Source organism: Pseudomonas spirodelae (assembly GCF_034653255.1).
GTDB lineage: Bacteria > Pseudomonadota > Gammaproteobacteria > Pseudomonadales > Pseudomonadaceae > Aquipseudomonas > Aquipseudomonas spirodelae.
Map to the genome: position 1 here is coordinate 37,210 of NZ_JAYEET010000019.1, position 16,510 is coordinate 53,719.

Genomic DNA, 16,510 nt, shown 5'->3' on the forward strand with positions numbered 1-16,510 from the left:
AATCTAAAAAATAAATATATTTACCCTTCTACCCGGCGCTATGGCTCCAGCAAATAGCGCTCGCGATCATAAGCAAGGTAGTACTTATTGACGCTATTCACATAGCTGACGACGCCCATGCCGATCTGCTCCATGGCCACACGCTCCACCTGAAAGAACCACTGGTTAGGGTTCAGGCCGCGCCTGCGCGCTTCCGCACGCAGGCTTTGCACCCGTTGCGGGCCCATGTTGTAGCCGGCCAGGATAAAAGCCATGCGTTCACGCTCATTGAGCCGTGGGCTATTGAAGTAGTTGCGGCGGATCATCGCCAGGTACTTGGCGCTGGCCTGCACATTGTTATCCAGCACATTGATATTGCTGACACCCACGCTGCGGGCCGCCGCCGGGGTAATCTGCATCAGCCCCGTGGCACCACCCGCCCCTCGTGCAGCCGGGTTAAGGGTAGATTCCTTAAAGGCCACGGCAGCCAGGGCCAGCCAGTCGAAGTTGTTTTGGCTGGCATAGCGCTGCAGCACCGAGCGCACCCGCTCCAGGCGCTGACGCTCAGTGCGACCGAGCGGGTAATGCACCTTGTACAAGCGCCGGTAAACACGCTGAAACGCCGCGTCCTGGTCCGCTGGGTCGCGGTAGCCCTTGAGAAAACGGTCGATGCTCGCGCCAAGCATTGGCGTATCGCGGCGCACATACCAGCGCATGTCGCCGTCCTTGGACAGCGGCAAATGACGATCCAGGCGTAGCTTGGGCATGACCTTGGCCCAGCGCTCGGCAATCGGCTGCTCGACCGCCGTGACGCTGAAGATGCCCGCCTGGACCATTTCCAATACATCCTCGACGGCCAAACTCGGGTCGACCCACTCGACAATAATCGGGGAACGCTTGCTGGCGATCAGCCGCTGGTTAAGCGCCCGGATGGCCTCACCCGCTACGCTGCCCGCAGGCAACGCCAGGCTGCGTCCGGACAACTGCTCAAGGTTCTGATAACGCCGGTTACCCTGCTTAGCAACGATGATCAGCGGCACATTGCTGCGGATCGCCACGCTGGCGCTGAGTTTGCTGCCCGGCGGGATGTTCAGCAGCTCACCCGGGGCGACCAAGTCACCTTCACCACGCTGCAGGGCAGCGAGTAGCTGATCCTTGGCACGGGGAATGACCTTGAGCTTGAGCGTACGGCCATCACGCGCGTTGCGGTTGAGGTACTGCTCGAAGGCGCGCATGCGCTGGTACTCAACACCAATACTCTGCCCCTTGACCTCACCGGAGCTGTTGCGGCTCTGGTTAACCAGCACGCGCAACTCACCACTGCTACGGATGCTCGCCAGGTCACGGGCGGCTTTGGCCCGTTCAACCTCTAATGGCCCAGCCACGCGCGCAATTGCCGTGCATGACAGCAGCAATAGGCAGCAGGTGAGCAGCACTCGCACCATCAAGGCTCCAGGGAAAAGTCGGCCGATCGCTCAGTGCAGCAGCCCATTGAAACAGCCTACGAACAGGGCAACGGCCCCTCGCACGGGGCGCGGAGGTTGGCACAGCCTGCCCGCGGATACCAGCCAGCAATCACACACAACATCATATAAACGTTTTAAGCTATTGTATTTATTGACTTTTAATCTATTTAAAAAGCTCTGCTATGCTGGCCTGTCAATTCAGCAGGTAGCACCATGCAACTGATCGATATCGGCGTCAATTTGACTCATCCAAGCTTTGCCGAACAGCGCGAAGCACTCCTCATTCGCGCTTATGCGGCGGGCATCCAGCAAATGCTGCTCACCGGTACCAGCCTAGGCGAAAGCCAGCACGCCCTGGAACTCTGCCGACAGTTGGATGATAGCGCCGAGCATTTGTTCAGCACCGCCGGTGTGCACCCACACGATGCGAGCAGCTGGAACAGCGACAGCTACGCCGAACTCAAGGCACTTCTGGCCGACCCCAGGGTGCGTGCAGTGGGCGAATGCGGCCTGGACTTCAACCGTGATTTCTCACCACGCCCGCAACAGGAACTGGTGCTCGAGCAGCAGTTGGCCCTGGCGGTGGAGCTGCAGTTGCCCGTGTTCCTGCATGAACGCGATGCCGACGAGCGCCTGCTGGCAATCCTGCGCCACTACCGCGACCAGCTACCGGCAGCCGTGGTGCACTGCTTCACAGGGGAAAAACGCGCGCTGTTCAACTACTTGGATATGGACCTGCATATCGGCATTACCGGCTGGATCTGTGACGAACGCCGCGGCAGCAACCTGCATCCACTGGTCAAGGAAATCCCCCGCGGCCGCCTGATGCTGGAAAGTGATGCGCCCTTCCTGCTACCACGCAGCCTGCGGCCGAAGCCCAAGAGCGGCCGCAATGAGCCGGCCTTTCTTGTTGAAGTGCTCCGTGAAGTGGCCCTGCACCGCGGTGAAACTGAGCACGACGTGGCCGCTCACAGCAGTGCCAGCGCACAGGCCTTCTTCAATTTACCAAGCCTGAATAGTGCTCAATCGGCCAGTTGAGTGGGGCCTATTGATAAGGATCAATAGGCCATGATTGGCTTTAGCCGATACTGCTGGCACTTTGCCAAAAATGATTTTTAGCCGGCGGCCTAAACCCGATGGGCTCTTCGCCGATATAAAGCTTGTCGAACAATTGCCTTCGATTACCCAGCAAATCTGAATAGCGGCAATCAACCTTCACAAGGAAGAGATGTGCATGAGTCACTGGATTAGCGATCTTTCCCTGAAATACAAATTCTGGGCTGTAAACGCGGTGGCCTTCTTCACCACCTTGTTACTGGTGCTCTACGCCCTGCACCTGGAGCAACAATCGCATTACGACGCGGCCAAGCAGGCGGCGCAGCAACAGGCCCGCTTGTTAAGCCAATGGCCTCAAGGCCAGGCCTTGCCGAGCGCCAACAACCTGCTGAGTTTTAGCGCAGATCAGGCACCACGCCTGCCTGACAACCAGGGCAGCGCCTTGCTCAACGCGCGCGGCTGGGTCGAGTTAAACGGCAGTGAGGGTCTGATCGGGGCTGAGGTTATTGTCCGTGAAGACGGTCAGCGCCTGGCCATCAGCGCAGTGGCGCCGAGCTTCAGCGACGTGTTTTTCGACCGCGCCCTCAGCTATGCCGGGGTCGTCGCGCTGTTAATGATGTTGTTGCTGGCTGCGTCGCAATTATTGATTCGCTTCCTCCTTAGCCACCTAAACACCCTCAAGGACGTGATGCTACAGGTCGAGAAAAGCGGCGACCTGAGCGCCCGCGTACCACTCGACTGCCGTGACGAAGTGGGCCAAATGGCCAGCGCGTTCAATGCCATGCAAGCCGGTTATCAGCGTGTGGTGGGCATTGTTGCGCAGTCGGCAGCGCAGCTGGATGAAGGCGCCGAACGCCTGGCCGGCAATATGCGTGATGTGCGCCACGGCATGCTGGAGCAGCAAAGCGAAACCGAACAGGCCGCCACGGCCATCAACGAAATGTCCGCCACGGTTCACCATATTGCCGAGCACACCGCTGACACCCGCGATCAATCGAAAACCGCCGAGCAACTGACCCGTAGCGGTCAGCAGGTCGTCAACCGCGTGGCGCTGTCCATTTCCGGGCTGTCCAGCGGCGTGCAGCAAACCGCGCAGATGATCGAACAACTGGCTGCCGACAGCCAGAAGATCGGCGGCGTGGTCAGTGAAATTCATGGCATCGCCGAACAAACCAACCTGCTTGCTCTTAATGCCGCAATCGAAGCGGCCCGCGCAGGCGAAATGGGTCGAGGCTTTGCCGTGGTCGCCGATGAAGTCCGCAACCTGGCCAAGCGCGTACAGGACTCCACCGACCTCATCACTCAGATGATCAACACCCTGCAAAGTGGCACCCGTGATGCCGTGGACTTTATGCAGGACAGCTCGATCAAGGCCGATGAGTGCGTCAAACAAGCCGATGAAGCAGGTCAGGCGCTGGCCGCTATCACCGAGTCAGTGGCGCACATGCGGGAAAGCAATACGCAAATCGCCGTCGCGGCTGAACAACAGAGCCAGGTGGCCGAAGAGATGAACCGCGCGGTGATCCGCATTCGCGATGTAACCGAACAAACCGTCAGTCGTACCGGCCAGTCGGCCGTCACCAGTGCCGACCTGGCCAACCTGGCGGGCGAGCTAAATACCGCTATTCGCCAGCTCAAGCTCTAGAGCGTGCTTAACGCGGCCTAGGCAAACACTGCCACGGTCTGGCGACTGATCGCCAACAGCTCCCCTGTTGGCGACCATAACGCTGCAGCCACATGCCCGTAACCATCGCGAGCGTGCTCGATCTGCGCGCGATACAGGCACCAATCCGCTGTGCTCAACGTGCTCATGGGCTGCACGAACTCAATGGTCCACGTCAGCGAGCTGCCGGGTGCCGGTGCAGTCAGATGCGGCAGCACCGCAGGCGGCCAGGCATCAACCAGGGCCAGCAAATGGGCTTCATCGGCCGCCTCGATGCGGGATTGATCGCGCAAACGCACCCAGCCGCCCATCTCCCGCGATGAGTTACCGCTAAACGGCATGCCACCAAAGGCCCAGCGCATGGCCAGATGACGGGTAAATTCTGGGGTTACGTTGGGGATATAGGGCAGTTCTTGGCACTCATCGACCGGTTTGGCCTGCGGGGCCGGCTCGGCTTGGACCGCAATACGTGAATCACGCCCGGCGCCGAAACTACCCTGCACGATGGTCACCACCTGACCATCCTGTACGGCCCGGCCCAGCACCTGGCTGACGGCCTTGCCTTCACGCAGCACTTCCACGCTAAAACTGATGGGTACATCCGGCGCAGCAGGGCCGACAAAAGTGATCGCCAGAGAGCGTGGCGGCCGACCATCGGGCACCTGAGCACGCATGGCTTCGTACACCAACGCCGCCACCAGGCCGCCAAAGCTGGCGCGACCCTGCCCCCATTGCGCGGGAATATGCACGGCCTGCGGGTTGTCGCGCACGGCTTGAAGTAACTCGGAAAAGACCATAACCACCTCAATCACTAAAGATGTCGGTGATCTTAGGACAAAGACAGGGGAGATTGGCACGCCATTTCAGCCAAATAAGCCGAAGGTATATCGGCTGATCAGCCCTTCACGCGGGCAAAGGCCTTAGCCAATTGCACTAAGGCCAGATCAGCCTCTTGCTCAGCTTGCTGCATGGCTGCGCGCCAAGCGGGCACGCACGGCTGTAAATCGGCCTCGCTCTCGGCGCGTAGCAACCACTGCCAGTGGTCGTGCCAATCACCCAGTGCGGACTGGGCCTGTTTCAAATGCATGCGCGTGCGCCTGGATAAATCGCTCAATTGCGGATAAGCCTCAGCCGCATAGCGCAGCCGTTTGACCAGCAAGCGCAGGCGGTGACGGTCATGGGCCGGATCATGCAACGCCTGCAGCAAACGTTGGCGATCCTTGCGCAAGCGCTTACCAATCAACCTATGCAGGCCACGCAGCTCTGCGCTGCCGGCCGCTTCTCGCCACTGCTGCGGCCACTCATCCAGGGCGCTCATTAGCTGTGTCAGCGCTGCACTGCTCAGTAGCGCGCTATAGCCCTGACGCAACAATGGCTGGCGCGCCTGCGCGGCCATGCTGAGCCCTTGCTCATGCAAATAACCGTGCAGCACCTCAAGGTCACGCAGCGGCCCCGTCAAGCGGCCCAGCTCGGCCGCACGCTGTTGCAGGTCCGCGCAGGCCGTCAGTGCCGTTAGCGGCCGCAACAGGCTGCGCAGTTGACGCAAGGCAATGCGCAGATCATGCAGCGCCTCACTGTCTGTGTCCGCCTGCAGCCGCTCACGGCAGGCAAACAGGCGAACCTGTGTGCGCACAACGTGCTGCTGTATCTCACCCATCAAGCCTTGCATCGCCTCACTCCTGTGAAATCGTGCCCCCAGCTTATGCGCTTATTGATTTGCCACAAGTGCTCAACCGCTAGGGCTGCGCACGGGTAAATCGCCACGGTAATGCCCGGCGCAGTGCCTTTAGACGCTGACGCAGCTGCACCGCACTGAGCAGTTGACCGGCATAGCGCTGCGCCTCGAATGCCGCCGCAAACTCTGCAATCGCCTGCGCCTGCTCAGGTAACAGTAAGCATGCCCTAGCGGCATAGTCTCGCGGGCCTTCGCCGGGATGTCGCGGTACACCATGACGCGCCAGCAGCCCCTCGAAACGGCGGAACAAGCGCTGTTGCACATCGCGCTCTCGCTGCCAGGGTTTGAACAGCCAGAGCGCGAGCATACCCAGCAGCACGCCACCACCACCGACCAAGCCGATGACCAGTGACTGGGCATCGACCCGGCCCAACCAGCGCTGCAGAAACTCCAACTGCTGCTGGCTCTGGTAGCCCAGTACCCAACGCTGCCAGCCGTAATTCACATTGTCCCAAGCCAGGCGCAGCTCATTCAGCCAACTGAGATTGCGATAGCGCAGTGGCGAAAAGGGCGAGTCTTCGAGAAAACTCTGCTCACCGGCCAGGGCTTCCTCAAGGCCTTGGTCGATCCGCTCGGGCGCCACCTGAAAGGTTGGATCGACACTGACCCAGCCACGTCCTGCCTGCCAATACTCGACCCAGGCATGGGCATCGAATTGCCGCACCTGCACGTAGTTGCCCGCCGGGTTGAACTCGCCGCCTTGATAGCCCGCTACCACCCGCGCCGGAATCCCAGCCGCGCGCAGCACAAAGGTCATCGCGCCGGCATAGTGAGCGCAGAAGCCGCTGCGCGTTTCGAACAAAAAGTCATCGATATTGTTCACCCCCAGCGCGGGCGGACGCAGGGTGTAGGCATAGGGCTCACGGTTGAAGTGGCTGAGTAGCGCCTGCACCAGTTGCTCTGGCTGCGGATAGTCGCGCTTGAGCTTCTCAGCCCAGGCGCGACTGCGCGGTTCGCCTTGCGCAGGCAGCTGCAAGGCCCGGTGCATGAGCCCAGCAGCCAACTGCGGTTCCCGCAACGCTTGCGGCCAGGAGCTGACCTGATAGATCAACGAGCGATCCACCGGCTGCCGACGCTGCAGGCGAAAATCACTCATCAGCCGCGTCTGTTCTAGATTGGTTTGCGCCACATCCAGGGCGAACAGCCAGCGCTGCCCGCTCGGTTGCATAACGATGCTGTAGTTCAACGCCTCACCGCGCTTCTGCCACTGCGCACCGGGAGCAAACTCGGCGTAATCGGATTGTGACCAGCGCCGCCCATCGAAGCGATCCAGGGTCAAGGCACGCCAATACAGCTCACTGCGTGGCGGCGTTGCACCGTCGAAACTGGCGCGAAACGCCAACGCGGCGGAGCGACTGAGGTCGGCAATATCCGCCGGCGCCATGCTGTCTGACAGGCCGGTAGTGGCCTTGTCGTTGGGCACCGGCAACGACCAGAGCGGCCCCATGCGCGGGAAGAATATAAACAGCAGCAGCATCACCGGCAGCGCTTGCAGCATCAGGCTGCCAGCCAGGCGCGCGGTTGGCCACGGTTGGGCGGCCAGGCTGCTCTGCTGCAGGCCAATCAGCGCGGCAAGCAAGGCGGTCACCGGCAACAGGCTGTAAAAGGCCATCAGCATGCTGTCATCGAACAGGTAGGCGGTGACCACCACGAAGAAGCCGAGGAAGATCAGCACCAGCGCATCACGCCGCGTGCGCATTTCCAGCAGCTTGAGCACAAACGCGGCGATCAGCAGCACCACCCCGGCATCCAGTCCGACCAGGCTGCCGCGGGACACAAACACCCCCACAGCTGCCGCCAGCATCAACGCGCCTTTGGCCCAGGCATTCGGGTAGCGCGCGCGCATGCGGAATATCTGAATCCGCCAAGCCGCACTGCCCAACCACAGGCCGATGATCCACAACGGCAAATGGCTTAGGTGCGGAATAATTACCAGCAGCTGTGCCACCAGCAGCCACGTCAGGCTGACCCGGGGAATTGTCATGACTCGGCTCATGACGCACGGCCAAACAGCGCCAGCGCGCGCAAGCAGGCATCACGATGCAACTCGCCGCTGTCGGCGCTCAACAGCTGGCCCGGCAAACTCAGGGCAAATGGCTGCTGGCGCTCGGCCAATTGCAGCACCCAATGGCAGAGTAATGACAAGCGCGTTTCAACATCACCGGCCATGGCGTCGAAATCCAGATGCAGATCGCGTCCGCTGATCGAAGCAAAATCCTTGACCAACAGGCCCTGGCCTCTGGAATAGGCCTTCCAGTGCAGGCGCCGTTTGGAATCACCGGGCTGATAGTTTTTCAGCCCTTGGTAATCATCGACACCCTGGCCATGGGCACGACTGCCCTCCTCGTCCTGATCGTCACTGGCCCCGGCGGACAGCGGCAACTCACCCGGCAAGGGACGCGGATAGACCAATACACGCTGATCCAGATCGAGCCAACTCCAAGCCACCAAAATCCCCAGCGGAAAACGGCTTTCGACGCGCAAACGGCCTGGCCGCAGCCAGCCGCGCTGCAACGCGGGCAGGCTCAACTGACACTCGCTCACGCCTTGAGCCGGCACGTCCAGGGTCTGCAACTCGGCCGGCGGCCAACCCAGGCTGACCGCCTGATGCGGCCGCTGACTGCTTTCCAGGCGCACGCGAAAACCGGCGGGCTCGCCGACAAACACCGCCGGGGTGCTGCCGGCCTTGATGATCAGCCCGGCCAGGTTGCGGTAGGTATGCAGAATGGCGACAACAAACACCGAGCCCAACAAAAACGTCAGGGCGTAAGCCAGGCTGTTCTGGTAATTGATTGCGGCCAGCAACATCAACAGTAACGCCGAGATAAAGGCCGCGCCGACCCGGCTGGGGATGATAAAAATCCGCCGTTGGTTGAGCCGCACACTGGCGGCGGGCGGAATGCGCCGAGTCAGCCAGCGATTCCAGCGTGGCCTGAGCTGAGCGATCAAAGCGCCGGCACCTCACGCAGCAGCCACTGCACCAAACTACCCGCCCCATGCCCGGCCGGGTCGGCACGTTCACGCAGGCGATGGCCGACCACCGAAGGCAACACCGCCTGCACATCTTCCGGAATCACATAATCACGCCCGGCGAGAAACGCCCAAGCCCGCGCCGCGGCGAGCAATGCCAGGCTGGCCCGCGGGGACAGGCCCCAGGCAAATTGCGGCTGGGTGCGGGTAGCATCGACCAGACGCAGCACATAATCGACCAACGCATCGCTGGCGCGCACCTTCGGCACTTCAGCCTGAATCAGCGCCAATTCAGCGTGATCCAGCAGCGCTGGCAAACTGGGTAACAAGGAACGCCGCGAATCACCAAGCAACAGGGCTTTTTCTGCTGCTTTGCCGGGGTAGCCTAGCGACAAGCGCATGAGAAAGCGGTCCAGCTGCGACTCGGGCAAGGCAAAGGTGCCGCCCTGGCTCACCGGGTTTTGCGTGGCAATGACAAAAAACGGTTCAGGCAACGGTCGGGTTGCGCCCTCGATGGTCACCTGGCCCTCCTCCATAGCTTCGAGCAATGCGCTCTGGCTTTTCGGCGTAGCACGGTTGATCTCATCGGCCAGCACCAGCTCGGCAAAGATCGGGCCTGGATGGAAGATGAACTGCCCAGTGTCCTTGTCGAACACCGAGGTGCCAAGGATGTCCCCCGGCAGCAGGTCAGAGGTGAACTGGATACGCTGAAAACTCAGCCCCAGCACCTTGGCCAGGGCATGGCTGAGGGTGGTTTTACCCATACCGGGCAAGTCCTCAATCAACAAGTGGCCTTGGGCTAACAGGCAAGTCAGCGCCAGGCGTACCTGCGGCTCCTTGCCCAAGAGCACGTGATTGACCGTCTGCAGCACAGTTTCCAGTTTGGCGCGCATGAACCACTCCTTAAAGGCTAGCGGAGGATGCTACTGCGCGACGCGGCCAGGGCATAGCCACTGGAAACCTTTACTGACGAACTTGTGACGCAAACAGCTCAGGACGGCCGTTTTAGATCAAAGCGCTCGGTGGTGCGTGAGTAGGCCGCGCCGCCGAGACGGCCTATCAGGTCGAGCTTGCCGGCATCAATGCGGCCCTGCTCATTGAGCACGCGCTCATCGATATGCGCCAACAGCACTTCGGCAAACAACAGGTGGCAGTTAGGTGCCGCCTTTGGGTAAGGCATGGCCTCAACCAAGCGGCACTCAAGAGCCACCGCTGCCCCGGCCACCCGCGGCGGCTTCACCTGCACCGACGGCAGGCTGGCGATGCCACAGTGTTCGAATTCGCTGATGGCGTGAGGCAATAGCGCCGCGCTGGCGTTCATCGCCTCGGCTTGCTCGAAGGACACCAGCTGAATCACCAGCTCGCCACTGGCCTGCACATTCAGCAAGGTGTCTTTCAGGCTGCCATCGCCCCGGTGATTGACGTTAATCAAGAGGGTCGCGGGGTCATCACTGATCACGGTAAAAAAACTGAACGGCGCCAGGTTACTGATCCCGTCTGCCGACAGGCTGGAGACCCAGGCAATCGGCCGCGGCGTGATGGTCGAGGCTAACCAGCGGTAACGGTCAAGCGGTTCAAGGGTGCTGAAATTAAGCTGCATTAGCGCCCCGCTCGCGATTCACGGATGTAGAAACGCGCCCGCTCAGACTTCGCTGTGCAGCCTTCGTAGGCTTCAAATTGCTGCTGGGTTTTCGCCGCGGTCAGCAGCGACAAGGCTTTGGAATAACTCACGGTGCCGGCAAAACCCTCGGCCTTGGCCAGGTCCAGTTCACGCCAGGCGGCATCTAACTGGTTGGCACAGCTGTCGCGATAAGCGGTTTTTCCGGCGCAGCCGCTGAGCACCAGCAACACCATAGGCAACACAATCCACAGTTTCATCAGCTAACTCCAGGAAGAGAGACATACTTTGCTTGCGTATCAGGACGCTTAGCCACACCTGATCGCCACGCTTTCACACAGCCTTTCAGACGCACAAAACAGATAAAAGTGCCCACACCTCATGCAACCGGCACTCACGCGTGAATGCCGTGGATACTAGCAAATCGCGCCTTGGCGGCGCGCTCTACCGCGCGTATGTTCACTGCATAACGAGTTACGGAGGACAGGCTGATGAGTAAGCGTATTGCGCTGGTATTGGGTTCCGGAGGTGCGCGTGGTTATGCGCATATCGGTGTCATCGAAGAGTTGGAAGCCCGTGGCTATGAAATTGCCTGCATTGCCGGCTGCTCCATGGGGGCGGTGGTCGGCGGGATTTACGCCGCCGGCAAGCTCAATGAATACCGTGAATGGACGCAAAGCCTGGATTATCTGGACGTATTACGCCTGCTCGATGTGAGTTTTAGCCTGGGGGCGATTCGCGGCGAAAAAGTCTTCGGCAAGATTCGCGAAATGGTCGGTGAGATCGACATCGAAAACCTGTCGATCCCCTTTACTGCTGTGGCCACCGACCTCACCAATCAGCAGGAAGTCTGGTTTCAGGAAGGCTGCCTGCACCAGGCCATGCGTGCTTCTGCGGCAATTCCCAGCTTGTTCACCCCGGTGATTCAGGGCAATCGCATGCTGGTCGATGGCAGCCTGCTTAACCCACTGCCCATCGTGCCGGTGGTGTCGAGCCACTGCGATTTGATTGTCGCGGTAAACCTCAACTCGAATAATCAGCGCCAGTACGAGCTGCCGATAATCGAGCGCACACCTGCACTCAAAGGGCGTTTCGACCTGCTGATGAGTTCATTGGGCTCGCACCTGCCTTCGTTCAAACGCAAACACGGCGAAGATGACGAAATGCTCTTGCTCGAAGAGCGCGACAGCAGCGTGCAACCGGAAGCCATGAATCCTTGGCAGCAGAATGCCCGAAGCAGCTTGAACAAGCCCGCCGCACCAAAATCCGCCAGCGGCTCGCGAGTTGCCGATCTCAGCGGCCCTGCCTCGCTGCTTGAGTTGATCAACCAAAGTTTTGAGGTCATGCAGACTTCATTGGCACAGTACAAGATTGCCGGCTACCCGCCGGACATCCTGATCAACGTGCCCAAGCGGGTCTGCCGTTTCTTTGAGTTCTACAAGGCCCCGGAGCTGATCATGCTCGGCCGGCAGATAGCCAGCGACACGCTGGATAAATACGAGCGCGGTGAGCGCTAGCCACTGAGCAGCTAACTGCGCGGCGGCTCGGCAGGCTCAGCACTGCTGGTGCTCGAAACGGGAGTTCCTACCCAGTCACTCAGCAGGCTGTAGGCCACTGCCAGCAACGTTGGGCCAAGGAACAGGCCCATAAAGCCAAACGCCAGGATGCCGCCAAACACCCCAAGCAGCACCACAATCAACGGCAAGTTGCCGCCGCGGCTGATCAGGTAAGGTTTGAGGATGTTGTCGACGCCGCTGATCACAAAGACGCCCCAAATCAGCAGGAAGATGCCCATGCCGACTTCGCCCTGCCAGAACAACCAGGCCACAGCGGGGCCCCAGATCAGTGGTGGCACCATGATCAGGCTGAAGCCGAAGGTCATCATCCCCAACACCAACGCACCGGGCACTCCCGCAATGGTAAAGCCAACCCAAGCCAGAATGGCCTGCGCGGTGGCCGTACCGATCACCCCGTTAACCACCCGCTGCACCGTGCCGGCCACGAGTTCCAAGTAGTGGTCGGCGCGATCACCAATCAAACGCTGCAACAGGCTTTGAGCAAATGCGGCAAGGCGCGGCCCATCACGGTAGAAAAAGAACACCAGAATCAAACTCAGCGCCAGCTCCAACATGCCACCGCCAATCTGCGCACTGCGTGCCAGTAGCCAGTTACCCACCTGCCCGAGATAAGGCCGTAGCGTGGCGAAAAACGCGGCGCCCTGTTGGTCGATGGTCAGCCAGAAACTCACCAGGCGGTCCCCCACCAGCGGTACGCCGGCCAGCCAAACAGGCGCCGGCGGTAATCCTTCGACCTGAAAGCCCTTGAGCAAGGCGGTGACATCCTTGATGTGATCCGCCAGGTTGAACCCAAGCATGACCAGCGGTACGGCAACCACCACGGTCCAAACCAGCGTCAGCAGCCCCGCCGCCAACGCCTGACGCCCGCCGAGCAAACGCGTCAGCACGCGCATCACCGGCCAGCTGGCAAACGACAGCACCGCGGCCCAAAACAGCGCCGACCAGAACGGCGCCAACACCCATAGGCTCGCGCCTAATAAGAAAAGCAGCAGTATCTGCACCAGCAGCCGATCGTTATTGGCCATTCGCCCTGCTCCCTGCACAACAAAAAAGGCTCTGCCATAAGGGCAGAGCCGGAAGGTTTTAGTGCGACAAGCCTACGCCACTCAGGTTCTAACGCAGCACGTTAAGTTGTACACCGCTGACATCAGGCTCACCCAACTCCAGACGGCTGGCACGTACACGTTGTGCAACGAGCGCTTCACGCCAGGCTTCAGCCTGGGCACCGCTGATGCTTACACGCAAAGTACTGTCGAGCCGCAGGCTACGCGCCAGTAATTCAGCCCACGCCGCGCTGGGTTCGACCTGTTTGGCCAGGCGCAGTTCACCGGTGCTTTTCAGCTGGCGCTGCAGCGTCGCTGGGGATGGCAAGACCTCACCCAGTGCCGCATTGGCCGTGAGTAATTCGGCATGCAGATAGGCGCGTTTGTTGCCGCGGGTGATGCTGTACAACGCCAACAGGCTGTCTTGGCGGGGTTCAGCCAGGCGCATCAAGGCATAGGTTTGCTCGTCATCCGCACCCGTCAGCTTGGTGTTGTCGAATACCGCGTTCGCCCACAGGCTGCTTGAGCCGCACTCACGGCCCACGCACCAGTACAGCAGCTCAGCATCTTGCGCTTGCAGGGCTTCGCGGGCATTGGCGAACACCTCATTAGCCGAATGGGTGCGCGGCAACTCATAGGTCACAGCGGTTAGATGGCCTTGAGCGGCGACTTCGCGCTCGTAGCGCAAGGTGCCACTGATGCGCCGTATCGAGCCTTGCGGGTAGATGCGCTCCTGCTCAGCCACATCCTTGAAGCTGACAATCGTGCTCCCGGCAAAACGCGGCAGCACCTCAAGGTCATGACTGCCCGGCACATCTGCGCTCGCAACGACACTGGCCAGCAGCAGGCTTAGGCCGAGGCAGTAAGTATTAAGCCGGCTCATTTGATCAACATCGACTGGGCGGCTTTGACAATCTTGTCGCCATCTTCTTCGCGCGGCGGAACCAACAAGCCGCGCTGCACCGCTGGGCGTTCGGCCAGTTCAGCCATCCAGCGCTGCAAATGCGGCAGCCCGTCGACCGAGACCCCAGCCCAGTCGTGGATCCGCACCCAGGGATAGGTGGCGATATCAGCGATGCTGTAGTCATCCGCGAGATACTGCGCTTCACTCAAGCGCGTATCGAGCACCTCATACAGACGACGTGTCTCACGCTGGTAGCGGTCAATGGGACCTTGCAGTTTTTCCGGGAAATAGCGGAAGAACACATTGGCCTGCCCCTGCATCGGGCCGACGCCACCCATCTGGAACATCAACCACTGAATCACCCGCGAGCGCCCTTTGGCATCGCTGGGCAGCAATTGACCGGTTTTCTCGGCCAGGTACAACAGAATGGCGCCGGACTCGAACACCGCGAAATCATCGTTGTCGCGGTCAACAATCGCCGGAATGCGACCATTGGGATTGATCTTGAGGAAGGCCTCAGCCTTCTGCTCCTGCTTGTCGAAACTCAATGCCTGCACGTTATACGGCAGCTGCAGCTCTTCCAGTGCGATGGACGCTTTATGGCCGTTGGGGGTGGCGGCGGTATACAGGTCGATCATGCGAATCTCCGTGGCTATCGCCACACCTTTCCCCAGTTGCCTTCAGCAAGTCAAGCCGCGCCCAGGAAAGCTTTGAAACAGTCTGCTACCAAGCCCGCGCCTACGTCGTCATCCAGGTGCAGATGATGGCCGCCAGGCAATTGCGCCACCTCGACAGCCAGCCCCGCAAGCAACGCATTGATATCCGGTTGCGCCAGCAACATCCCTTGCTGCGCCATCACCAACTTAGTCGGGCACTGCAGGCTGCGCGCAAATGCCAGGGCGTGGGCATGGGTCAGGCGCAGCGGCGATGGCAGGGTCAAACGGCTGTCGGTACGCCAGGTGTACCCGCCGGGCACCGGCATCAGGCCACGCTGGGCGAGCAGCTCGGCCGCCTCACGGCTAACCGCGCCAACGCCACGCATGCGTGCTTCAACCGCGCGGGAAAATTCGCCGTATACCGGTTTACGCTTACCGGCCAGCGCCAGCTGCGCCTTAAGCGCTTCACCGAGCTTGTGCGGCGCGCTGTCTGCTTCACCAGTGTAAGGAATCAGCCCATCGATCAGCGCCAGGCGCTCGATACGCTCCGGCATGGCCGCCGCCAGCAGCACCGAGACAATCGCGCCCATCGAGTGCCCCAGCAGAGCAAAGCGTTGCCAGCCGAACTGCTCGGCGACCTGCAGCACGTCGTAGGCATAATCCCAGATGGCATAACTGCCGCCGGGCGGCCGGTGATCGGAATGGCCGTGCCCGGCAAAGTCCAGGGCCACAATGCGCATCCCAGGCAACAAAGGGGCCAGCCGGGCAAAGCTTGCGGCGTTATCCAGCCAGCCGTGCAAGGCGATCACTGGCTGGCCATCTTCAGGGCCATACAGATGGGCGGCTAATTCAATGTGCGGTAGGCGCAGGCGCACCTCTTCGAAATTCAGGCTCATGCGCTTTGCTCATTTGTGGGCTGGCCGGACCAGCGCTGGAAGAGTTTTTTCAGCAGCTCTGCGGTGTCCTGCGGGCGCTCAAGTGGAAACATATGGCCGCCCGGCAGCGTCAGGTACTCACCTTTCGGCACACGCCGCACCAGGTGCGTGTGGTGCGGCATGACCACTCGGCTGTGCCGTCCACGCACCATGGCCAGCGGTACTTGCAGCTGCTGCGGGCGCCCAGGGCTGGTGTGCGGCACGCTGCGATAAATGCTGATTTCCGTGGCGGGATCAAAGCGCAGACGCAGGCTATTCGTGCTCGCCTGCAGGCCATGCTGGACATAAGCATCCAGACATTCGGGATCAAAGCGGCGGAACAGACTCTTGGTGGCGAAATAGCCGCGCGCTTCGGCCAGATCGACAAACTCCTCACGCCGGCCCAGGGTGCGTCCGGCGGGAGTAATGCGGTCAATAAAACCAAAGCGTTTGGCCGCACGGATTACGAGCTTGTCGGCCAGGGTCAGCACTGGGGAATCGAGCATCACCACCCCACGGTACAACTCAGGTCGCAGCAAGGCGGCGTGGTAATGCAGCACGCCGCCCAATGAATGCCCGACGCCCCATACCGGTTGCTGATTGGCTTCAAGATGATGAATCAGCTCATCGACCAAATTGCTCCAGTTGTCATTCACCGGAAAGCGCGGGTCATGGCCATGCTGGTCAAGGTGCTGCACTGGGTAATCAGGTGCCAGCGCGCTAAACAACTTGCCGTAGGTGGCCGAGGGGAAGCCGTTGGCATGGGCGAAGAACACAGACTGAGTCATGGCAGGGGCTTATCAGGGAAATTGGACTGATTGTCCGGCAGTGTTCGCCAGGCAGCAATGACAAAACGGCCAGTGAATGACGGCACTGTCGTCAACGCTGATGGGAGGCCCGTCAGCCGCAGTCGCACTGACGGCGTGCCT

The 16,510-nt window shown here is 60.6% G+C and carries 16 protein-coding genes and 1 pseudogene; 4 read left to right on the plus strand and 13 right to left on the minus strand.

What is annotated here, in order from left to right; translation table 11 throughout:
* Window positions 1–38: 38 nt before the first annotated feature.
* Entirely contained in the window at window positions 39–1,424 is a 1,386-nt protein-coding gene (locus SOP97_RS06785; RefSeq protein WP_274088592.1) for an MltF family protein, read from the minus strand.
* 234 nt (window positions 1,425–1,658) lie between these two features.
* On the opposite strand from SOP97_RS06785, the gene SOP97_RS06790 reads away from it, so the two are divergent.
* The 3 genes and pseudogenes from SOP97_RS06790 (at window position 1,659) to SOP97_RS20355 (ending at window position 4,146) form a co-directional block, all read left to right on the plus strand.
* Window positions 1,659–2,483, plus strand: a complete 825-nt coding sequence (locus SOP97_RS06790) for a TatD family hydrolase (RefSeq protein WP_322948712.1) — start codon at window positions 1,659–1,661, stop codon at window positions 2,481–2,483.
* A 634-nt stretch (window positions 2,484–3,117) separates the two neighbouring features.
* Window positions 3,118–3,276: pseudogene (locus SOP97_RS20350) on the plus strand (HAMP domain-containing protein); the annotation flags it as partial.
* A gap of 114 nt (window positions 3,277–3,390) precedes the next feature.
* Complete coding sequence (locus tag SOP97_RS20355) at window positions 3,391–4,146, plus strand: methyl-accepting chemotaxis protein (RefSeq protein ID WP_411912039.1); 756 nt, start codon at window positions 3,391–3,393, stop codon at window positions 4,144–4,146.
* A gap of 17 nt (window positions 4,147–4,163) precedes the next feature.
* Here the strand turns inward: SOP97_RS20355 and SOP97_RS06800 are convergent, their stop codons facing one another.
* The 7 genes from SOP97_RS06800 to SOP97_RS06830 all read right to left on the minus strand — a co-directional run bounded on the left by SOP97_RS06800 (window position 4,164) and on the right by SOP97_RS06830 (window position 10,747).
* Entirely contained in the window at window positions 4,164–4,961 is a 798-nt protein-coding gene (locus SOP97_RS06800) for an acyl-CoA thioesterase (RefSeq protein WP_322948714.1), read from the minus strand.
* 98 nt (window positions 4,962–5,059) lie between these two features.
* Window positions 5,060–5,833, minus strand: coding sequence for a CHAD domain-containing protein (locus SOP97_RS06805; RefSeq protein ID WP_322948715.1), 774 nt, complete (start codon window positions 5,831–5,833; stop codon window positions 5,060–5,062).
* A gap of 67 nt (window positions 5,834–5,900) precedes the next feature.
* Entirely contained in the window at window positions 5,901–7,895 is a 1,995-nt protein-coding gene (locus SOP97_RS06810; protein WP_322948716.1) for a transglutaminase TgpA family protein, read from the minus strand.
* On the minus strand, window positions 7,892–8,848 hold the full coding sequence (locus tag SOP97_RS06815) for a DUF58 domain-containing protein (protein WP_322948717.1): 957 nt from the start codon (window positions 8,846–8,848) through the stop codon (window positions 7,892–7,894). Before SOP97_RS06815 ends, SOP97_RS06810 begins: the two co-directional genes overlap by 4 nt.
* Window positions 8,845–9,762, minus strand: coding sequence for an AAA family ATPase (locus SOP97_RS06820; RefSeq protein WP_274088599.1), 918 nt, complete (start codon window positions 9,760–9,762; stop codon window positions 8,845–8,847). Before SOP97_RS06820 ends, SOP97_RS06815 begins: the two co-directional genes overlap by 4 nt.
* A 98-nt stretch (window positions 9,763–9,860) precedes the next feature.
* On the minus strand, window positions 9,861–10,469 hold the full coding sequence (locus SOP97_RS06825; protein WP_322948718.1) for a flavin reductase family protein: 609 nt from the start codon (window positions 10,467–10,469) through the stop codon (window positions 9,861–9,863).
* Window positions 10,469–10,747, minus strand: coding sequence for a hypothetical protein (locus SOP97_RS06830; RefSeq protein ID WP_274088601.1), 279 nt, complete (start codon window positions 10,745–10,747; stop codon window positions 10,469–10,471). Before SOP97_RS06830 ends, SOP97_RS06825 begins: the two co-directional genes overlap by 1 nt.
* Window positions 10,748–10,978: 231 nt before the next feature.
* Here SOP97_RS06830 and SOP97_RS06835 point away from each other — a divergent pair, with 231 nt between their 5' ends.
* A complete protein-coding gene (locus SOP97_RS06835; RefSeq protein ID WP_322948719.1) occupies window positions 10,979–12,004 on the plus strand; it encodes a patatin-like phospholipase family protein in 1,026 nt (341 codons plus the stop codon).
* A gap of 11 nt (window positions 12,005–12,015) precedes the next feature.
* Here SOP97_RS06835 and SOP97_RS06840 read toward each other — a convergent pair whose 3' ends face one another.
* The 5 genes from SOP97_RS06840 to SOP97_RS06860 form a co-directional block, all read right to left on the minus strand.
* Complete coding sequence (locus tag SOP97_RS06840) at window positions 12,016–13,089, minus strand: AI-2E family transporter (RefSeq protein ID WP_274088603.1); 1,074 nt, start codon at window positions 13,087–13,089, stop codon at window positions 12,016–12,018.
* A gap of 88 nt (window positions 13,090–13,177) precedes the next feature.
* Window positions 13,178–13,990, minus strand: coding sequence for a DUF4892 domain-containing protein (locus tag SOP97_RS06845; RefSeq protein WP_322948720.1), 813 nt, complete (start codon window positions 13,988–13,990; stop codon window positions 13,178–13,180).
* The gene (locus SOP97_RS06850) at window positions 13,987–14,649 is read right to left on the minus strand and encodes a glutathione S-transferase family protein (RefSeq protein WP_322948721.1); all 663 of its coding nucleotides are present in this window, start codon (window positions 14,647–14,649) and stop codon (window positions 13,987–13,989) included. The genes SOP97_RS06845 and SOP97_RS06850 overlap by 4 nt, the downstream gene beginning before the upstream one ends.
* Before the next feature lie 50 nt (window positions 14,650–14,699).
* Window positions 14,700–15,563 carry an alpha/beta fold hydrolase gene (locus tag SOP97_RS06855; protein ID WP_322948722.1) on the minus strand — a complete coding sequence of 288 codons (864 nt, stop codon included), beginning with the start codon at window positions 15,561–15,563 and terminating at the stop codon, window positions 14,700–14,702.
* Entirely contained in the window at window positions 15,560–16,369 is an 810-nt protein-coding gene (locus SOP97_RS06860) for an alpha/beta fold hydrolase (protein WP_322948723.1), read from the minus strand. Before SOP97_RS06860 ends, SOP97_RS06855 begins: the two co-directional genes overlap by 4 nt.
* Window positions 16,370–16,510: the final 141 nt, after the last annotated feature.